17 protein-coding genes are annotated in these 19,883 nt (G+C 64.6%); 6 read left to right on the top strand and 11 right to left on the bottom strand.

Translation table 11 applies throughout. From position 1 onward, the window contains the following. Positions 1–14: 14 nt before the first annotated feature. The 4 genes from ggt to P0652_RS12375 all read right to left on the bottom strand — a co-directional run bounded on the left by ggt (position 15) and on the right by P0652_RS12375 (position 4,664). Entirely contained in the window at positions 15–1,772 is a 1,758-nt protein-coding gene (gene ggt / locus P0652_RS12390) for a gamma-glutamyltransferase (protein ID WP_284179144.1), read from the bottom strand. Positions 1,773–1,861: 89 nt separating this feature from the next. Continuing rightward, a complete protein-coding gene (locus P0652_RS12385) occupies positions 1,862–2,686 on the bottom strand; it encodes a C40 family peptidase (RefSeq protein ID WP_284179143.1) in 825 nt (274 codons plus the stop codon). A 135-nt stretch (positions 2,687–2,821) separates the two neighbouring features. Further along, complete coding sequence (gene rlmN / locus P0652_RS12380; RefSeq protein ID WP_284179142.1) at positions 2,822–4,048, bottom strand: dual-specificity RNA methyltransferase RlmN; 1,227 nt, start codon at positions 4,046–4,048, stop codon at positions 2,822–2,824. Positions 4,049–4,058: 10 nt separating this feature from the next. Then, positions 4,059–4,664, bottom strand: a complete 606-nt coding sequence (locus P0652_RS12375) for an invasion associated locus B family protein (protein WP_284179141.1) — start codon at positions 4,662–4,664, stop codon at positions 4,059–4,061. Between the two features lie 340 nt (positions 4,665–5,004). Between P0652_RS12375 and P0652_RS12370 the strand changes: the two genes are divergently transcribed. Further along, on the top strand, positions 5,005–5,544 hold the full coding sequence (locus P0652_RS12370; RefSeq protein WP_284179538.1) for a sigma-70 family RNA polymerase sigma factor: 540 nt from the start codon (positions 5,005–5,007) through the stop codon (positions 5,542–5,544). Positions 5,545–5,557: 13 nt separating this feature from the next. On the opposite strand, the gene P0652_RS12365 is transcribed toward P0652_RS12370, so the two are convergent. Beyond that, positions 5,558–5,899, bottom strand: a complete 342-nt coding sequence (locus tag P0652_RS12365) for a YkvA family protein (RefSeq protein ID WP_284179138.1) — start codon at positions 5,897–5,899, stop codon at positions 5,558–5,560. 164 nt (positions 5,900–6,063) lie between these two features. Here P0652_RS12365 and P0652_RS12360 point away from each other — a divergent pair, with 164 nt between their 5' ends. Next, positions 6,064–6,849 (top strand): SDR family NAD(P)-dependent oxidoreductase, encoded by a 786-nt coding sequence (locus tag P0652_RS12360; protein ID WP_284179137.1) that lies wholly within the window; start codon positions 6,064–6,066, stop codon positions 6,847–6,849. Positions 6,850–6,856: 7 nt separating this feature from the next. Here the strand turns inward: P0652_RS12360 and P0652_RS12355 are convergent, their stop codons facing one another. From P0652_RS12355 to P0652_RS12340, 4 genes are all read right to left on the bottom strand, one after another. After that, positions 6,857–7,162: a 4a-hydroxytetrahydrobiopterin dehydratase gene (locus P0652_RS12355; protein ID WP_284179136.1), complete on the bottom strand. Its 306-nt coding sequence runs from the start codon at positions 7,160–7,162 to the stop codon at positions 6,857–6,859. A 32-nt stretch (positions 7,163–7,194) separates the two neighbouring features. Continuing rightward, the gene (gene thpR / locus P0652_RS12350) at positions 7,195–7,728 is read right to left on the bottom strand and encodes an RNA 2',3'-cyclic phosphodiesterase (protein WP_284179135.1); all 534 of its coding nucleotides are present in this window, start codon (positions 7,726–7,728) and stop codon (positions 7,195–7,197) included. A 107-nt stretch (positions 7,729–7,835) separates the two neighbouring features. Next, positions 7,836–8,402, bottom strand: a complete 567-nt coding sequence (locus P0652_RS12345; RefSeq protein WP_284179134.1) for a hypothetical protein — start codon at positions 8,400–8,402, stop codon at positions 7,836–7,838. Positions 8,403–8,493: 91 nt separating this feature from the next. Continuing rightward, entirely contained in the window at positions 8,494–9,153 is a 660-nt protein-coding gene (locus P0652_RS12340; protein WP_284179133.1) for an arylesterase, read from the bottom strand. Positions 9,154–9,303: 150 nt separating this feature from the next. On the opposite strand from P0652_RS12340, the gene P0652_RS12335 reads away from it, so the two are divergent. From P0652_RS12335 to P0652_RS12325, 3 genes are all read left to right on the top strand, one after another. Next, positions 9,304–9,978 (top strand): ABC transporter ATP-binding protein, encoded by a 675-nt coding sequence (locus P0652_RS12335; RefSeq protein WP_502947530.1) that lies wholly within the window; start codon positions 9,304–9,306, stop codon positions 9,976–9,978. A gap of 2 nt (positions 9,979–9,980) precedes the next feature. Next, entirely contained in the window at positions 9,981–12,542 is a 2,562-nt protein-coding gene (locus tag P0652_RS12330) for an ABC transporter permease (RefSeq protein ID WP_284179131.1), read from the top strand. 205 nt (positions 12,543–12,747) lie between these two features. Beyond that, positions 12,748–13,542: a Bax inhibitor-1/YccA family protein gene (locus P0652_RS12325; RefSeq protein ID WP_284179130.1), complete on the top strand. Its 795-nt coding sequence runs from the start codon at positions 12,748–12,750 to the stop codon at positions 13,540–13,542. 54 nt (positions 13,543–13,596) lie between these two features. On the opposite strand, the gene P0652_RS12320 is transcribed toward P0652_RS12325, so the two are convergent. Further along, entirely contained in the window at positions 13,597–13,968 is a 372-nt protein-coding gene (locus P0652_RS12320; RefSeq protein WP_284179129.1) for a DUF2794 domain-containing protein, read from the bottom strand. 324 nt (positions 13,969–14,292) lie between these two features. Continuing rightward, the gene (locus P0652_RS12315) at positions 14,293–14,901 is read right to left on the bottom strand and encodes a peroxidase-related enzyme (protein WP_284179128.1); all 609 of its coding nucleotides are present in this window, start codon (positions 14,899–14,901) and stop codon (positions 14,293–14,295) included. A gap of 160 nt (positions 14,902–15,061) precedes the next feature. On the opposite strand from P0652_RS12315, the gene P0652_RS12310 reads away from it, so the two are divergent. After that, positions 15,062–19,828, top strand: a complete 4,767-nt coding sequence (locus tag P0652_RS12310; protein ID WP_284179127.1) for an NAD-glutamate dehydrogenase — start codon at positions 15,062–15,064, stop codon at positions 19,826–19,828. Positions 19,829–19,883 lie beyond the last annotated feature (55 nt).

Below are 19,883 nucleotides of genomic sequence, written 5' to 3'. Positions count from 1 at the left end.
TTCCGGGCCCCGCCTCAATAGCCGATTGCTGCCGTTCCGCGCTGGCGTGGATCCGAGGCGCCGGTAATGCCGTCTCGCGAAACCAGGATCGAGTTGGCCGAGCCGCTCGTCGTGCCGGGACGAACCGTATGGCCGCGCTCGGCCAGCAGGCGCAGCGTGTCTGGCGAGAGGCCATGCTCGACGGCAAGCGCATCCGGCCGCCATTGATGATGGATTCGCGGGAAAGCCACGGCCTCGGCGATGTTCATCCCATGATCGATGACATTCACGATCACCTGGAGGACCGTCGTGATGATCCGGCTGCCGCCCGGCGACCCGGTGATGAGGAACAGCTTGCCGTCGCGGAAGACGAAGGTCGGCGTCATCGAGGAAAGCGGCCGCGCGCCGGGCGAGACGGAATTGGCATCGCTCCCGACAAGACCATAGGCATTCTGGGCGCCGGCCCGGGCCGAGAAATCATCCATTTCATTGTTGAGCAAAACGCCGGTCCCCTCGGCCACCATCGCCATCCCGTAGGAGAAATTCAGCGTGTAGGTGTTCGATACGGCATTGCCTTCGGAATCGAGCACCGAGAAATGCGTGGTCTGGTCCGGTTCGTGCGGCAGCGGATTGCCGGCCGCGACCTCCTCGGCCTTGCGGGCGCGTTCGGGCAGGATCGCAGCGCGCTGGCCTTCCGCATAGGCCTTGGCTGTCAGGCCCCGGGCGGGAACCTTGACGCGATCCGGATCGCCAAGGAAATGCGCGCGGTCGGCATAGGCCGGTTTCATCGCCTCGGCCAGAAGGTGGAGCGAGGAAGCGCTGCCGGGCCCGGTCGCCTTGAGGTCGAAGCCCTCGAGAATGTTGAGGATCTGGATCAGGTGAATCCCGCCCGACGAAGGCGGTGGCATCGACACGATCTCGTGGCCGCGATAGCTGCCCCGAACCGGCTGGCGGAGCACCGGGCGGTAAGCAGCCAGATCCGCCTCGGTCAGGATTCCGCCTGCTGCCTGTGCCGAGCGGGCGATAGAAGCGGCGATCCGGCCGGAATAGAATGCGTCCGGCCCTTGCTGGCGGATTGCCTCCAGCGTCGTCGCGAGGTCAGCCTGGACGAGCCGGTCGCCGCGCTGGAACGGCTTGCCATCTTTCAGGAAGATCGCGGCGGAGGATGGGAAACGTCCCAGTCGCGCCGCGGCGGCGGGCAGCGAATCGGCGAGATCCTCCTCGACAGCGATGCCTTCGCGCGCCAGCCGGACCGCCGGTGCGACCAGATCCGCCAGCGTGAAGCGCCCCGAGCCGTATTTCTCGTGGGCCAGGGCCAGCCCGCGCACGGTGCCGGGCACCCCGATGGAGAGCCCGGAATCCCGCGATTTTTTCGGGTCCGGCTCGCCTTTCGAATCGAGAAACATGTCCCGGGTCGAACCGGCCGGTGCGGTTTCGCGGTAATCGATGGCGATGGTCTCGCCGGTTTTTGCCAGATGCACGAGCATGAAGCCGCCGCCGCCGAGATTGCCGGCCCGGGGCAGGGTGACAGCCAGAGCGAAACCGGTGGCGACCGCGGCATCGATGGCATTGCCGCCGGCCTTGAGGATTTCAAGACCGATCTGGCTGGCCTGCCGTTCCTGGCTCGAAACCATGCCCTTGCGGGCCAGAACCGGCAACATCCGGCTCTGCGCGGAAAGGATTGGCTGTCCCGGTGCTGGGACGCCGGTCTGGGCGGGCGCCAGGGCAGGAAGGAAGGAAAGCGACGAGAGCGAACCGGCAAGAAGAAGGCCGAAACGAAGTGCGCGCTGCATGGAAGACCTCTCCGGGACAATGCGCCCACAGTAGCGCATCGGTCCGGAAGGTCGAGCCCTTCCCGGATCGTCGGGTTGATCCCGCCTTGTCAGCTCCGCGCGGGGATCGGCACGGCCTGGCGGGTTTCGGCCGATGTCTTGACGATCTTGGCCGGGGCCACGGCGAAGCGCGGTGTCCAGCGCAGGGCCTTGTAGTCGAATCCGGCCTCGATCGTCGGCTTGACCACGGAGAAATACGGCGAGATGTCGAAATCACGCGGTGCGTAGAGCGAATGGTGATGGATGTGCAGGATTTCCCGCCTTGCATAGCGGGACCGGACCTTGCGGCGCTCTTCCGTATTCTCCACCCGCGCCAGGATCGGGTAGCGGACCGACTGGAAGGCCTCGGCGATCAATGTCGAGCAGATCGCGCGCGACGGGTCGCCCGAGCCGAGCGCCAGCATCCGGCGGCGATAGCGGGTCGGGATCGGCAGCGGGATCAGGAAGCGCGCAAGGTCGAGCACGTTCTTGATGTCGTATTCATGCCCGATCCGGGCCCGGAGAAAGGCGATTACCCTGTCCTGATCCTCGATCTTGAGCGCCACAGGGCGGCAGATGCGGATATGCCAGTCGCGGTACTTCGACAGCGGCGCCGTAATCACGCCGTGCGACATCTCGGCTTCGATCAGCACATGGGGCTCGCCGTCGGGTTCGGCCTTGCCAAGGCAATCACCGACATAGATCGCCGAATGCGACCAGGTGGACTGCGTGAGATACTTGATGACGGATGAGACGCGGTTATTGCCTTCGACCAGCAGAACATCCGTCGGCTTCAGCACCGAGCGCAACACGTCGAAATCAGGCGACGTGGCGGGCTTGTATCCTGCCAGTGGCTTTTCGAGAAACCTCGCGATTGCGCGGCCAAGCATATTCATGACACGCTCCCAACTCTTTCTTTGGAAGCAGCGTAAGTCACGAGTTTTCGCCAAATGCTTGCTATCCGCCAATTCCCGACTGCGGATCCATACCTAATTCGGATTAACTCTAAGGCTTGGTGAAACGCGACCCGTTCAATCCGTGCCGAGGGCCAGCTGTTCCTCGAGCATCAGCCGTGCCCGCGCCCGCATTTTCTCGGTGTCGCTCTTGAGCTGGCCGCAGGCGGCGAGGATGTCGCGCCCGCGCGGCGTCCGGATCGGCGAGGCATAGCCGGCATCGAAGATCACTTCCGAAAACCGTTCGATCTGCGCCCAGTCGGAGCATTCGTATTGCGTGCCCGGCCACGGATTGAACGGGATCAGGTTGATCTTGGCATGGATGCCGCGCAGCATCCGCACCATGGCGCGCGCTTCGGAAAGGCTGTCATTCACGCCTTTCAGCATCACATACTCGAAAGTGATGCGGCGGGCATTCGAGACGCCGGGATAGGTGCGGCAGGCCTCAAGCAGATCGGCGATCGGGTATTTCCGGTTGATCGGCACCAGCTCGTCGCGCAGTGCGTCGTTGGTTGCGTGGAGCGAGATGGCCAGCATGGCGCCGGTTTCCGCACCGAGCGGGGCAATGTCCGGCACGACGCCCGAAGTCGAGACGGTGATTTTCCGCCGCGACAGCTGCAGGCCCTGCGGATCGGTCAGGACGCCGATCGCCTCCCGGACATTGGCGTAGTTGTACAGGGGCTCGCCCATGCCCATGAAGACGATGTTCGAGACGAAGCGGCCGCCATCCTTCGGCACGAAGGCGCCTTCCGGCGGCGTCCTGCCGGGATAATCGCCGAGACGGTCCCGGGCGACCATGACCTGCGCCACGATCTCCCAGGCTTCGAGATTGCGCACCAGCTTCTGCGTGCCCGTATGGCAGAACGAACAGTTGAGCGTGCAGCCAACCTGGCTGGAAACGCAGAGCGTGCCTCGATCGCGCTCGGGAATATAAACGCATTCAACCTCGGCGCCCCGGTCTCCCACGCCACGCGGCGGCAGGCGCAGGACCCATTTGCGGGTTCCGTCGGCCGAGACCTGTTCCCGCACGATTTCCGGCCTGGCCAGCGTGGCGTGCTGCACGAGGTGGGTCTGGAGCTGCCGGGCGACATTGGTCATGTCGCCGAATTCCTGCGCGCCGCGGACATAGATCCAGTGCCAGAGCTGCGACAGGCGCATCCGGCGTTCCTTTTCCGGAACTCCGGCCTGTTCCAGCAGCGCAGCCAGCCTTTCGCGCGACAGGCCGACAAACGTCGGACGGTCCCCGGCAAGGGGAAGGATGGGCGCGGGACTGGCCTCGGCGTCGGGGAGTGCGGCTTCGGTCATGACGGGCCGATCAGGGGCATTCTTTCGCCACAGCCTCGATGGCGCGGGCGAAGCCGTTCATGGAATAGCGGTCGGTCGTTTCATTGCCGCGGGCCGAGGCCACCTTGATCGAGATGTTCTGTGCCCGCTTCATCTGCTCGATGAGCTGGGCTTCCTGGGCCGGGTTCTTGAGGAACGCGCTTTCGCCCGAAGTTACAAGGGCAAAGGTGGCCGTTCCGATGCTCAAGCTACCGTCCTGGCCGTTCTTGGCCGTAAAGCCAAGCTTGAAGGCCACCTCGTTGCGGGCGCCATCGGCGGCCCTGGTGGAAATGAAGAGATAGCCGGGATCGCGCTTCAGGGCCTTGGGCAGGCGTTCCTTCGGCTCGGACAAGGCGTAGCACATCTTCTGCTTGTCCTTGCCCGTTGTCAGAGCCCGCCAGTCGTTGAAGGTGCCGATCAGGAAAGTCTGGGCGCCACCGGCCGGTGCCGCATTCGCCGCAGGGCGATTGGCCGGGGCGGCAGCGGGGCGATTGGCCTGAGCCAGGGCGCCGGTAGCCACCATGCACATAGCGAGGCTGGCCCATACCGCTGCCATGCGCGGCCCGACCAAACCCTGTCTCGAAACGAAGGTCTTCATCGTTCGTGACGTCTCCCTCTACGGTTGCCTTGTGCCGGATCCTGCGCTCCGGATGGCGCAAGGCCGAGAGCGATTCCACGGTTCCGGTCCGCTAAATGCCTGATATGGCGTGAATAGGGCATGAACTTCGAAGCCCGATCCGGCTTCCCTTAGCGCAAAGTCCGGGCAACGACAAACGTTCTTGCCTCCCGCAGCGCGGCAAAACGGCCCGGGATCGGGTAGCCGGCGGGAAACCCGGCCCTATGTGGTTGTTTGTTCGGCACCGGAGCGTTACACCGTTGCCCAGACCAAGGGGAATCGAGGATTCTGCGTGCCGGCCGCCGATCATTGGGCCTTGCTGATGCGTGCCGTTGCCGAGCGGCGGGACAAGGCGGCCTTCACAGAGATCTTCGATTACTTCACGCCCCGTCTCGAGGCGTATCTCATCCGGCTGGGGCTTGATTCCGGCGGTGCGGAAGAGATTGCGCAGGATGTGATGATCACGCTCTGGCGCAAGGCAGAGCTGTTCGACGCCGAGAAATCCTCGCTGGCCACGTGGCTTTACCGGGTCGCCCGGAACCGCCGGATCGACCTGTCGCGCCGCAGCCGCACCGATTACGTCGATCCGCAATCACCGGCCATTCTCGACATCCCCGAGGAGCGGCGGTTCGAGTCTGAAATCGATGGCCAGCAGCGTGACGACATCGTGCGGTCTCTGATCACCGGTCTCCCGGTCGAGCAGCGCGACCTTGTCCTGCTGGCCTTCTATGAGGGATTGTCGCATTCGCAGATCGCCGAACGAACCTCCCTGCCGCTCGGGACCGTGAAATCCCGGTTGAGGCTGGCCTTCACGCGGCTGCGCCGCGCGCTCGAGGCCGGTGGCATTTCTGAATCGCGTTGAGCGCGGGGTTCGCTCAGTCTTGCTCCCGATCGAGCGTCTCGCGGGCCCTTGCGCGATGTTCCGGCTTCAAGGCGCCCCGCACCGAAGCGAGGGCCGTCGCGAGCACGGCGGCGTCATCGGTGAAGCCTAGAACCGGCAGGACATCCGGCACCGTGTCCACCGGCAGCACGAAATAGGCGAGAGCGAGCAGGAGAATCCAGCGGATGCGGGGTGGGGTGGCCGGGTCCCGGACGCAGAAATAGGCTGCCAGCAGATCCTCGGCGAACGGCAATTGCCGCGCCAACCGGCGCAGCTTCTCGCGCATGCGCTGGAGCATATCCTCCTCGTCGCGCAGGGCGCGGCGAGCTGCGTCCATTTCGCTCTTGGAAAAGGGGGTCTGCCAAAAATTTTCCATGCCTACCTCGATTTTCATCAGCGTTTCTTGGAAATGAGGCAACACAATGAAGGCGAGCGGCCGACCATTCTTGCGAAACGCAGGGTTTGAGCCTAATCCGCCCCAGATCAGGAAGGAATATGCCCATGCGCCTCGATTCTTCAATCGCCGCCATCGTCACCGGCAGCGCGTCCGGCCTCGGCGAGGCCACGGCCCGCCATCTCGCCAGCTTCGGCGTCCGGGTCGGCGTGCTCGATCTCAATCCCGAGCGGGGCGAAAAGGTTGCGGCGGAAATCGGCGGCGTTTTCGCGCGCTGCGACGTGACGGATGATGCCTCCGTCGCCGAGGCGCTCGCCCAGGTCCGTGGCCGGCATGGAGTCGAGCGCATCCTCGTCAATTGCGCCGGGATTGTCGCCGGACGGCGCACTGTCAGCAGGGACCGCGAGACCGGCGCCCTTGTCGCGCATGATCTCGGCAGCTTCACCAAGGTAATCTCGATCAACCTGATCGGCTCCTTCCGGATGATCGCGCAATGTTCGGTCGCCATGGCCGGGCTCGAACCGCTTGATGCCGATGGCGGGCGCGGGGTGATTGTCAGCACGGCTTCCGTGGCGGCGGAGGACGGGCAGATCGGCCAGGCCGCCTATTCCGCCTCCAAGGGCGGTGTCGCCGGCATGACCCTGCCGATTGCCCGCGACCTCGCTTCCCACGGGATCCGCGTCATGTCGATCATGCCGGGGATCTTCCATACCCCGATGTTCGACCAGATCTCGGAAGAGTACCGCAAGTCGCTGGCGCAGCAGGTGCCGTTCCCGCAGCGGCTCGGCAACCCGGCGGAATATGCCAGCCTCGTCGAGAGCATCTGCCGGAACGACTATCTCAACGGCACGTCGATCCGCCTCGACGGGACGATCCGCCTCGCGCCGAAATGAGTGGTGTTCAGGCGGCCAGGCGTCCGGCGGCGATGGCTTCCATCCGCCGGGCAAGTTCGATGTCGAGTGCGGTCAGGCCACCGGCATCATGCGTGGTGAGCCGGACCTTCACCTCGCGATAGACATTCGACCATTCGGGATGGTGATCGAGCTTTTCGGCCTCGATTGCCGCTTCTGTCATGAAGCCGAAGGCGGCGCGGAAGCCGGGGAAGCGATAGGTTCGCACGATTGCCTTGCCGCCGCTCTCGAGCTGCCACGCGGCCAGTTCGGCGAGGGCGTTGCCGCGCTCGGCATCGGTCAGGGATTTGGCCATCGCATTCGCTCCTGTCGGTGGCCGGCCCGTCCTCACTGGAGAGGGTAGGCCGCCTCAACGATATAGGGCCCGCCGCCGAAGGTTTCACGGGCGGAAAAGAGCGAAAAATGCTCGGCGGTAAAGCGGCAGGGCGGGAAGGGCGCGTGGGCAGCCAGATAATCCGCGACATCCAGCACCGAGGCTGCGCGGAGACGCGCGAGGGTGACATGTGGTGTGAATTTCCGAGGTTCCGGCTTGAGGCCGAGGCGCCGCAGGCAGCGCTCGCTCTCGGCCTGAAGCTCGATCAGGGCCCGGTTGGGCGCCACACTCGCATAAAGTGTATGCGGCTTGTCCCCTCCGAACACGCCAAGGCCCGTCAGGGCTACGGGAACGGATTCCCGGCCGATCTCGGCCAGTTCATCCTCGATGTCCCGGGCGAAACGCCGATCGATATCACCGATGAAACGGAGGGTGAGGTGGTAATCCGACGGGTCAACCCATCGGGCACCCGGAAGGCCCCAGCGGAGCCCCGACAACAGGGACGCAACACCTTCCGGCAACTCGAGACCGACAAAGAGACGAGGCATGACCGTTCCCCCTCGAATCACGCATCCGAGGTCACGGTAACACGATTTCGGTAAAGAAAAGCCTCTTCGGAATCCTCGTCCCGCAGGTCTTTATTTCGCCAGCGAAATTATGCCTTTGGCTTGCGGAAAATCCGGAGGGTCTCATAGCCCGGCTCTTCCGTGAACCCGGTCCGCGCAGCCCAGTCCGGGATCAGCCGCGAAGCCGCGTCATAGGCGAAGGAACCGGTATAGAAGAGCACCAGCCCGCCCGGCCGCACGAGGGCCGTCAGGGCGCCGAGGACACCCTTGTCGTCGAGGGCGGCGAAGGCGGCATTGTTCTCCGACCAGAACTCGCAGAGATGGAACAAGGTCACGATGTCGAAAGCCGGCAGAAGTCGGACGTTGATCTGGTAAATGTCGCTGTAGAGGACCTTGTAGTATTTACCCAGATGCGGGTTCTCCGTCACAAGCCGGATATAGGAGCGGTATTCCGGCTCGGTGGCGGTGATGCCGATCACGGCATTGTCGCTGGCCGGGGCCTGCAGCCCGACATGGTGGTGATCGCCGGTGCCGAAATGGAAGATTGTCTGCCCGGCGAGCCCCTGCTCCTTGAGGTAGGACGTGAAATGCACGTCACAGGGGCACTGCCGCACATCAAGCGGCCAAGGATCCTTCCAGAGTTCAAGCCGTGCCATGTCATCCTCCCCGCAGGTCCTGCACCGGTTTTTCCTGCCGGTAGAGAAGCGGGGCGCGCTTGGCAAGCCGATTCGCCCGGGCGGACCTGTTTCAGCGCGCGGGCAGGGCAGCGAGGGTCTTCTCCACAACGGGCAGGATCCGCTCGACAATCACGCGCACGCCGGACGGGTTGGGATGGATGCCATCGGCGAGGTTGAGATCCGCCCGACCCTGCACCCCGTCAAGGAAGAAGGGGTAAAGCGGGATGCCGTGCCTTTCAGCGAGGCGCGGATAGATTGCATCGAAGGCTGCCACGTAATCCGGGCCATTATTCCGGGGCGCCATCATCCCGGCAAGCAGGACCTGGATGTTCCGCGACCGGAGTTTGGTGATGATCTCGTCGAGCGCCTGCTCTGTGATGCGCGGATCGATGCCGCGGAGAGCATCATTCGCGCCAAGTTCGAGGATCACGAGATCGGTATCCTCGGCGACGCCCCAGTCAAGACGTTCGAGCCCACCGCTGGCGGTATCGCCTGACACGCTGGCATTCTCGATCACTACATTGTGACCGCGTGCCTTGAGAGCGGCCTCCAGCCGGCTGGGGAATGCGTCGTTCTGGGCCAACTGGTAGCCGGCTGAAAGGCTGTCGCCAAAGGCTACGAGCCGCAGCGTGCGGGCTGCTGCATCCGACGGATCTGCAGCCATGGCCGTGGCAAGGCCCAGCAGCAACAGGCCGGCCCGCCACGCGGCGGAAAGAGAACCGAACGCCATTCTCACTGCGTATCTCCTGACAAAAGCCATGTTCCTTCCCACATTGGGCTCAACCCTTTTTCGCAGACGGACCCTTGCAAGATGTTATCTCCCCTTCTCCAGGACAAGCCCGAACGCCTCGAGCCGGCAGCGACGCCGCCCGCCATCGCGATGCGCGACGTGGATCTCAGCCTCGGGGAAGGCGCCTCCCGCGTGCATATCCTGCGCGGTGTGTCGCTTTCGGTGGCACAGGGCGAGGCGATCGGTCTTGTCGGGCCGTCGGGCTCCGGCAAGTCGACGTTGCTGATGACAGCGGCCGGGCTCGAACGTCCGGATTCGGGCAGCGTCACGATTGCCGGCGAGGAGATCACCCGCCTGAGCGAAGACCGGCTGGCGCAGTTTCGCGGCCGGCGGATCGGCATCGTCTTCCAGGCCTTCCACCTGATTCCCACCATGACCGCGCTCGAGAATGTGGCTGTCCCGCTGGAACTGGCCGGTGACCGCGAGGCCTTCGACAAGGCCGCTGCCGAACTGGCCTCGGTCGGGCTTGGCCAGCGCCTCGACCATTATCCCGGCCAGCTTTCGGGGGGCGAGCAGCAGCGCGTGGCTCTGGCGCGGGCTCTTTCACCCCGGCCGGCCATCCTCGTCGCCGACGAGCCGACCGGCAATCTCGACGAGGGCACTGGCCGCGAGATCGTCGACCTGCTCTTCGCGCTCAAGCGCGACCGCGGCACGACCCTGCTTCTGGTGACCCATGATCTCGGCCTTGCCGAACGCTGCGACCGGATTGTCCGGCTCAAGGCAGGCAAGATTGTCGAAGAACGCGCACCGGCTCTGGCGGAGTGATCATGTCCGGTTCGGCTCGCCTGATCCTGCGCCTTGTCGCGCGTGAAATCCCGCATTCCCTCCGTCATTTCGGCATCCTCATCGCGTGTATCGCACTCGGTGTCGGCGCCATCGTCGCGGTAGTCTCGCTGTCGCGTGCGCTCAATGAAGGGTTGTCGCGAGAAGGCCGCGTCATCCTCGGGGCCGATGCGGCCTTCACGCTGATCCAGCGGGAAGCGACGCCGGCCGAGAAGGCCGCCATCGGCCGGTTCGGCAGGCTGGCCGAGCTCACCCAGTCGCGCGCCATGGCCGTCAGCGAGGCGGGCGAAAGCGCGCTGGTCGAGATCAAGGCTGTCGATGATGCCTATCCGCTGGCCGGGCAACTCGAGCTTGCAGGCGCCGATGGCCCCGAAAACCGTGCTCTCGGCATGTTGCTGGCGCCCGATGCCGCCGGCCTGCCGGGGCTGGTCGCCGATCCCGTCCTGACGGGCCGGCTCAATATCGCCCTCGGAGACCGGGTCCGGCTGGGCACCCAGACGTTCCGCATTGCCGCCCTGCTGACCAGTGAGCCGGACAAGCTTTCCGGCGGGCTTGGCTTCGGCCCGCGCGTTATCATGAGCCGGGCGGCGCTTGACCGCACCGGCCTGATCCAGCCCGGCTCGCTGACCCGCTTCTCCTACCGGCTCGACCTCGGGCCGACCTCCAGCGAAGCGCAACTGCAGGAGGCTGTCGATGGCATCGCCGCCGCGGTGCCGGATGCCGGCTGGCAGGTGACGACCCGCCTTCGGGCCTCGCCGCAATTGCAGCGGCAGGTCGACCGCTTCACCCAGTTCCTGACCCTTGTCGGATTGACGGCGCTGCTGATCGGCGGTGTTGGCGTGGCCAATGCCGCGCGTGCCTTTGCCTCCCGGCAGGTGATGCGGATTGCCACGCTGAAGAGTCTCGGCGCCACCCGCTCCTTTGTCTTCCTGTCCTCGCTTGCGCAGGTCATGGCCTTCGCGCTCATCGGGACCCTGCTTGGGCTCGTCGTCGGAACCGCGCTGCCGGCGTTCGCAATTCTCGCTTTCGGCCATCTTCTGCCCTATCCGCTCGCGCCGGGCGTCTACGGGGAGGAATTGCTGCTCGGCCTCGCTTACGGGCTGGTGGCTGCCCTGACCTTCTCGATCCTGCCGCTGGCACGGGGCAAGGCTGTCGCGGCCTCGGCGCTCTTCCGGGATTCGTTCGGGATCGCGCGGTTCCGGCCGAGCCTTTTCGATCTGGCATTGCTGGCGGCCGCGACGACGGGTTTCGGGGCGCTGGCCATCCTCTTCGCCTCGGAGCGGCGGATCGCCACGATCTATCTTGTTGCAGCCGTTGCCTCGATCATCATGCTCAGGATCATCGCATGGCTCGTCATGCGTCTGGCCAAGATCGCGCCGCGGCCGCGCAACCCGATCCTGCGGATGGCGCTCGCCAACCTGCACCGGCCTGGCAGCCTGACGCCTTCGGTCCTGCTCTCCCTTGGCCTCGGCCTGACCCTGCTGGTTGCCCTGACGCTGATCGACATCAATCTCGGCCGGCAGTTTCGTTCGACCCTGCCGGGAAGCTCGCCGTCCTTCTTCTTCATCGACATTCCCGCGCGCGACATGAATCGTTTCGCGGATTTCCTCGCAAAGGAGCAACCCGGCGCGACGATCGAACGGGTGCCGCAATTGCGTGGCCGCATCATCGAGATCAACGGGACGCCCGCATCGGAATACAAGGCGGCGGAGCGTGTCTCCTGGGTGCTCGACGGTGACCGGGGCATCACCTATTCCGCCAAGCCGCCGGAAGGTTCCGAGATCGTCTCCGGGCGCTGGTGGCCCGAGGATTACCGCGGCCCGCCGCTGGTCTCGTTCGGGCGTGATATTGCCGAAGGGCTTGGCCTCAAGGTCGGGGACAAAATCACCGTCAACGTGCTGGGACGCCGCATCACGGCGGAGATCGCCAATTTGCGTGAGATCCGCTGGCAGCGCCTCGGCATCAACTTCATTCTCGTCTTTTCGCCAAACACGTTCCAGGGCGCGCCCTACACGTTCCTCTCGACGCTGACGCCGGCAGCGGGCGCTGATCCGAAGGCGGAGATCGAGCTGACCCGGAAGGTGGCGCAGGGGTTCCCGGCGATCTCGTCGGTGCGGGTCCGGGATGCGATCAACGCCGTCGAGCAGATCGTTTCGCAACTGGCCCTCGCCATCCGGGCCTCGTCGGGAATCGCGCTCGTCGCCAGCATCCTCGTCCTGGCCGGCGCGCTTGCCGCCACGGCCCGCACCCGGCAACAGGAGGGCGTCATCCTCAAAACGCTCGGTGCGACACGGTCGACACTGCTGAAGGCACTGCTCGTCGAATACGCAGCCCTCGGCGCCATCGCGGCTGTTTTCGGCCTGTTATGCGGAGCAATCGGCGCGCGCTTTGTGGTTGTCGAGATCATGCGACTCGATTTCGTGGTTCCCTGGTTGACAATCGTCTCGATTGCGATTTCTGCGTTCGCGGTCACGATTATTTTGGGCTTGATCGGAACCTGGCATCTTCTTGGACAAAAACCTGCGCCATACTTGCGGCATGCCTAAGGTTTGGTTCAGGTTATCATTGCCGTTTTTCTGACAAACTTCTTGAAGCAGGGCCGCCAAGGCTGCCCTGCGACATCGCTTTGCTCGTTTCAACATGAAACCCCTTGAGAAATTGCGGGAAGCTTGCCATATTAGTGCAGCTTCGCATGTCGCGAGGTACCGTTTGTCTCCGGCCGGTGTGCCGGTCTGCACTCAAGAGGGTTCGATGGCCGATTACGATCGCAACGCTTATGCCCCTTATGCCACGGGCATGGGCCGTTCCATGAGCGCTGCCCAATATGATCAGGGCCTGCGCTCCTACATGCTTGGCATCTACAATCACATGTCGATTGCGCTGGCCATTTCGGGCCTCGTCGCGATCGGCGCGTTCATGCTCGGCACCACCACCAATCCGGCCGGCGCGGCGGGCCGCGCGTTCGGCCAACTGCTGACGCCGTTCGGTGCCGCCATCTGGGCGAGCCCGCTCAAGTGGGTGATCATGCTGGCGCCGCTCGCCTTCGTGTTCCTGCTCTCCTTCCGCTGGGAGCGCATGAGCTACACCGCGCTGCTGGGCACGTTCTACGGCTTCGCGGCCGTCATGGGCCTGTCGCTTTCGTCGATCTTCGTGATCTACAAGCTCGGCTCGATCGGCCAGGTGTTCTTCATCACCGCGGCCTCGTTCGGCGCCCTGTCGCTGTTCGGCTATACGACGAAGAAAGACCTTTCCGGCATGGGCAAGTTCATGCTGATGGGCCTTTTCGGGCTGATCATCGCCGGCCTCGTCAACATCTTCATGAAGTCGTCCGCGCTCCAGTTCGCCATCAACGTGATCGGCGTTCTGGTCTTCGCCGGCCTCACCGCCTGGGATACGCAGCGGCTGAAGGAAGAGTATGACGTCGTCGCCGGTGACGAGACGCTCATGCAGAAGTGGTCGCTCATGGGCGCGCTGACGCTGTACCTGAACTTCATCAACATGTTCCAGATGCTCATGCAGCTCATGGGCGTGCGGAACGAAGAATAAGCCAGTCCTTCGGAGGATTGCGGAAGCCCCGGGAAACCGGGGCTTTTTTTATGCCTATTCGCCTACGAGGCGGGCGGGCTTTTCGAGGACGCGCAGGACACGTTCAAGATCATGGCCACGCTTCAGGATGCGGCCGCCCTGGGCGATCACGGAATAGGCCCCCTGCTTCTCGGCGCGCTTCGGATCCTTCTCGATCCGGTAGAGCGGGGTCTCGCCTGTGCGGCGCAGGATGGCGAAGACCGCCCGCTCCCGGCCGAACATGATGGCATAGTCGCGCCATTCGCCCGTGGCGACATTTCGCCCGTAGACCATCAGGATGGCTGAAAGCTCCTTCCGGTCAAAGCGGACCGTTTCGGGCACACGCGGCGGCGTGAAGGGCACGACCGTCGCATCGCTGGTTTGCCTGCGTATTTCCGTCTGGTTCATTCCGGACTCCCGAATCCCAGTCTTGAAGAATCCGCCGCGGCTGGCAAGCCGGCTTATTGCCTGAGGACCCTTCTCCTCCACCGGGCTTTCGCTCACGCGCTGGTGATGGATTTCACATTTTGGCCTGATTTCGACCATGGGGCAGCCCCAACGACCGGGAAAACTGCAATCAATGCCAAAGCGCAGTCCCGAGCAGGACCCTACGCCCCCCAGCCCCCTTGCTCCCGACCTCGACCGAAAGGTTGCGCCAAAGCTGGCATGGCGGCTCGAGCCCCCCGCGCGAGCCGCCTTTTCTTTTTGGCGAAAGCCGTCCTCCCGCCCTGCTCAGACCTTCTGCCGCGCCTGCCCGTGATATTCGGGGTTCGGCTGCATGCCGGTGGCCGAGGCCATGCGGTTCGACATGGCATAGAACGAGGCCGTTGCGGCGAGATCCCAGATATCCGCATCGGACAGGCCGTGATCGCGCAAGGTCTGCCGGTCCGGTTCGCCGATTTCGGCCGAGGCCCGACACATCTTCACGGCGAAGTCCAGCATGGCCCGCTGCCGCGGAGTGATATCCGCCACCCGGTAATTGAAGGCGATCGCCTCGCCCAGTTCCGGCCGGCCGGAGAGCTGGCGAACTGCCGCTCCATGCGCGACCAGGCAATACCAGCACCGGTTCTCGGCAGAGACGGCCACGGCAATCATCTCGCGCTCGAGTTTGCTCAGGCCGGATGGCGCCAGCATCAGCTCGTTATAGAACGACACGAAGGATTCCAGCTTCGGCATGGCATGCGCGTAAGCCAGCAGGACGTTCGGAACGAAGCCCAGCTTTTCGATGCATTTTTCGAAATACGAGGCCATTTGCTGGCTCAGTTCGGCCTGTTTCAGGTCCAAAGCGGTGACTTCCGACGGATTTCTATGCCGGTTGTCGACTTTTTTTGTATTTTTCATGTCTTGCACGCTTGCCTCCCAAAGCCGCCGGGCGCATTAGACGAAGGGCGTAGTCCCGCTCCGGCCAACACCATCACAACCAGAATGATCGCCCGAGAGTCTACCTGCAAGTCCGCAAGGATCGTTGCGCCTTCCCCTGCCCCCAGCGGAGCCCCTTCCCATGTCTTCTGCTTCCAAGCCGGCGACGATTTCGCCCGGCGCCTCGCCTGCGTCCAAGGATCTTGCCGCCCTGATTTTCGCGCGGGTTGATGCCGAGGATCTCGCCCCCCTGTTGCAGGAGGTCCGGGAATGCCTTGCCGAGTCGACCAGAGCCTTCCTGGCACACCGGAATGTCGGCCATGCCGCGATCCGGGTCGAGCCGCTCGACCTCCCGGCCGGCGCCGGCACGCTGATCGAGGTCATCAATGATGACATGCCGTTCCTGCTGGATTCGACGCTCGCGGACCTGACGGAGCGCGGCTATCCGCTCGCCCTCGTCGCCCATCCGGTCCTCGCGGTCGAGCGCAGGCCGGATGGCCACCTCGCGCGGCTGATCGGACCCTCCTCCGGCCGCGAACTCGCCCCCGTGCAGCGCGAGAGCCTGCTCCATATCCATCTCGGCATCGCGCTGGATGCTGCCGAGCGGCAGGCGCTGGCCGAAAGCCTTGCGGTGATCTTCACCGAGATCCGCGCTGCCGTGACGGACTGGATCCCGATGCGGACCCGGATCGCCGAGATCGCCACGCGTTACCGGGCGACGCCGCCCCTGCTGCCGGCAGACGAGATCGCCGAGGCTGTCCAGTTCCTGGATTGGCTGCTGGCCGAGAACTTCACCCTTCTTGGCGTGCGCGAATATCGCTTCTCGGACCCGGACATCTCGTCCGACCCGATCCCGACGGAAGGGCTCGGCATCCTGCGCGACCCGGATGTGAAGGTCTTGCGGCGCGGCCGCGAACTCGTGGTCATGACACCCGAGATCCGGACCTTCCTCAAGGAGCCGACGCCGCTTTTCGTGGCCAAGGCCAATGTGAAATCGCGGATCCATCGCCGCGTCTATCTTGATTATGTCGGCGTGAAGATCCTCAATGCCAGTGGTGAGCTGGAGGGCGAGCTGCGCGTTGTCGGGCTGTTCACCTCGACGGCCTATACCGGCTCGGCCCGCACGATTCCCTATCTGCGACATAAGGTCGCCCGTGTGATCGAGCGCGCCGGCTTCGACCATGCCGGCCATTCCGGCAAGGCGCTGATCAACGTTCTCGAAAGCTATCCGCGCGACGAGCTGTTCCAGGTCGATCTCGACACGCTGTTCCGCTTCACGCTTGATGTGCTGGCGCTGTCGGAGCGGCCACGCCTCCGGGCACTGGCCCGCGTCGACCGCTTCGATCGCTTCGTCTCCGTCATGGTCTATGTGCCGAAGGACCGCTACGACACGCAGGTCCGGCTCCGGATCGGCGAATTCCTGGCGCGAATCTACGAGGGGCGCGTCTCCGCCGCCTATCCGGCCTATCCCGAAGGGCCGCTCTCCCGGACGCATTACATTATCGGCCGGTTCGAGGGCAAAACGCCGGTCATCGACCGCGAGACGCTTGAAGCCGGGATCCTCGCCATTGTCCGGACCTGGGCGGATGACTTCCGTGACGCGCTGGCACGGGAAGCGCCGGAAGGCAAGGCCGGCTCCTGGGGCCGGATCTGGACCGGGGCGTTCAATGCAGCCTACCGCGAGGCCTTTACCGCCAGCGAGGCGATCGCCGATATCGGCATGATGGAGCGGCTGTCTTCTGCGCTGCCCTTCGCCTTCAACTTCCTCCGGCGCAGCGGCGAGCCGGATTCCCGCGCGAATCTCAAGGTGTATTCGCATGGCAGCCCGATTCCGCTGTCCCGACGGGTGCCGATCCTCGAGAATCTCGGTTTCACCGTCATCAACGAGCGGACCTACCGCGTCGTGCCGGAAGGCGGCGCCACGCATTGGCTCCACGACATGACGCTCGAGCGGGCGCGCGGCGGGGCGATCGACCTGCCGCGGCTCGAAGCCAATCTCGAGGCGACCCTTTTCGGAATTTTCGCCGGCACGCTCGAATCCGACCGGTACAATGTGCTGGTCACCGAGGTCGGCCTGACACCGCGCGAGGCGGATATCCTGCGTTCCTACGCGCGCTATCTCCGCCAGATCGGGGTGCCCTACGGCCAGATCTACATCGCGGATGCGCTGGCGCGCTATCCCGCTGCGACGCAGAGCCTTGCCCGCCTTTTCGCGCTGCGTTTCGACCCTGACCTCAAGGAGCGGCCCGAGGATCGCTCGCGTCTGGTCGATGCCATGCAATCGGCCCTGCTGTCCGAGGTGGACAAGATCACCAGCCTTGATGATGACCGCATCTTCCGGCGGATGCTCAACCTGATCCAGGCAACCCTGCGGACGAATGCCTATCAGGAAGGCCGGCCAACCATCGCCGTCAAGTTTGCCTGTGACCAGATCGAGAGCCTGCCCCTGCCGAGGCCACTCTACGAGATCTTCGTGGCCTCGCCGCAGGTCGAGGGGCTGCATCTGCGCTTCGGCAAGGTTGCGCGCGGCGGGTTGCGCTGGTCCGACCGCCCGATGGATTTCCGCACCGAGATTCTTGGCCTGGTCAAGGCGCAGCAGGTCAAGAATGCTGTCATTGTGCCGGTCGGGGCAAAGGGCGGCTTCGTGCCGAAAAACCTGCCACCGGCTTCCGACCGCGATGCCTGGTTTGCCGAGGGCACGTCCTCCTACAAGACCTTCGTTTCTGCCCTGCTCGACCTGACGGATACGATCCTGGGCGATACGATCGTCCCGCCGGCGCGCACGATCCGCTATGACGGCGACGATCCCTATCTCGTCGTGGCGGCGGATAAGGGCACGGCCACGTTCTCGGATACCGCCAATGCCATTTCGGAGGCACGCGGGCACTGGCTCTCGGATGCCTTCGCCTCGGGCGGTTCGGCCGGGTATGACCACAAGAAGATGGGCATCACCGCGCGCGGCGCCTGGGAGGCGGTGAAGCGCCATTTCCGCGAGATCGACATCGATATCCAGACGATGCCCTTTACCGTGGCCGGCGTCGGCGACATGTCCGGCGACGTGTTCGGCAACGGGATGCTGCTCTCGCCGCAGATCCGTCTCGTTGCGGCCTTCGACCATCGCGACATCTTCATCGATCCCGATCCGGATGCCGCGAAGGGTTTTGCGGAACGGCAGCGGCTCTTCGAGAAGCCGCGTTCGAGCTGGCAGGATTATGATCCGAAGCTGATCTCGAAAGGTGGCGGGGTCTTCTCCCGTTCGCTCAAGAAGATCCCGCTCTCTCCGGAAATCCGGACCCTGCTCGGCCTCGAGGGTGTCGACGCGACACCTCAAGCGGTGATGACGGCCATCCTGAAGGCGCGGGTCGATCTGCTCTGGTTCGGCGGAATCGGCACCTATATCCGTGCCAGCACAGAGAGCGATGCCGATGCCGGCGACCGCGCCAATGACGCGATCCGGATCACGGCAGCGGAACTCGGGGCGCGGGTTATTGGCGAAGGCGCGAATCTCGGCATGACCCAGCTCGGCCGAATCGAGGCGGCACGCCGCGGCGTGCAGATCAATACCGATGCGATCGACAATTCGGCCGGCGTGAATTCCTCCGACGTCGAGGTCAACCTGAAGATCGCGCTCTCGAAGCCTGAAGCGGATGGCCGGCTTGACCGCGAGGCACGCAATGTGCTGCTCGCCTCGATGACCGACGAGGTGGCGCGGCTGGTGCTGCGGAACAACTACCTGCAATCCCTTGCCCTGTCGCTGACGCAGAGGCTCGGAGCGGCGGCGAATGCCGAACTGATCGACCTGATGCGGGCCCTCGAAGCCGAGGGCCGGCTCGACCGGAAGGTCGAGTTCCTGCCCGGCGATGCCGAGATCGACGCGCGCTCCGCCCGGAACGAGGGGCTGACCCGGCCGGAACTGGCGGTGCTGCTCGCCTATGCGAAGCTGGCGCTTTACGACCAGCTCCTGGCCTCGAATGTTCCGGATGATTCCTATCTCGTCGAGGAAGCGCGCCGTTACTTCCCCAAGGAGGTGCAGGAGCGCTTCCCCGATTCGATCGAAAGCCATCGCCTGCGCCGGGAGATCGTGGCCACGCAGCTTTCCAACGCCGTCGTCAACCGGGGCGGGCCCGCCATCGTGACCCGGCTCGCTGCGCGGACAGGCCGGCCGGTGCCGGATATCGCGCGGGCCTATGCCTTGGCGCGGGATGTGTTCGGCATCCTCGAGATGAACCTCGCCATTGATGCGCTCGACACGAAGATCGGTGGTGCGGTGCAGCTGGGCCTTTATGCCGCTGCCCAGCAGCATGCCACCGAGCGCATGCTGTGGTTCCTGCGCAATGTCGACTTCACGCCCGGTCTTTCTGTGCTGGTGACGCGCTTCCGCAAGGGTGTCGTCGAGGTCGAGAAGAAGCGCGATTCGCTGCTTTCCGACGCGGCCAAGGCGCATCGCGAACAGGCTCTCGCTGCGCTCTCTGCCGATGGCGTGCCGGCTGCACTTGCGGGCCGGATTGTCGATATTCCGGTTTCCGCTGCGGCGCTTGATGCCACGCTGATCGCGGAGCGGACGGGCGTGGATGTGGTCTCGGCAGCCCGGACGATTTTCGCTCTGGCTGACCGGCTGGATCTGACCGGGATGCGCAGCGGCGCGCAGGCCGTCCAGACGACCGACCCTTACGAGCGGCTGGCGCTTGACCGCGCCCTGTCGGCCATCGAGGAGGCGTCGCGCAAGATCGCCGTCGAGGCCATTGCCAAGCATGGCCCCGGCGAAAAGGGCGTTGCCCTGTGGGCGAGTGCCAAGGGCGAGCTGCTCGAGCGCACGCTTGCGACGATCCAGGGACTGGTGACCGGCCCGCTCAATCAGGCCAAGCTCACTGTGCTCGGCGGCTTGCTGGGCGATCTCGTCCGGGAATGACCGCAGCGGCCGCGGCCTGAAACGGAAAAGGGCGCCTTCGTGCGCCCTTTTCTGT

Origin of the sequence: Rhabdaerophilum sp. SD176 (genome assembly GCF_030143245.1) — a bacterium.
Taxonomy (GTDB): Bacteria; Pseudomonadota; Alphaproteobacteria; order Rhizobiales; family Beijerinckiaceae; genus Rhabdaerophilum.
The sequence above is the reverse complement of the archived record's forward strand: the minus strand, read 5'-3'. Positions and strand labels throughout refer to the sequence as shown.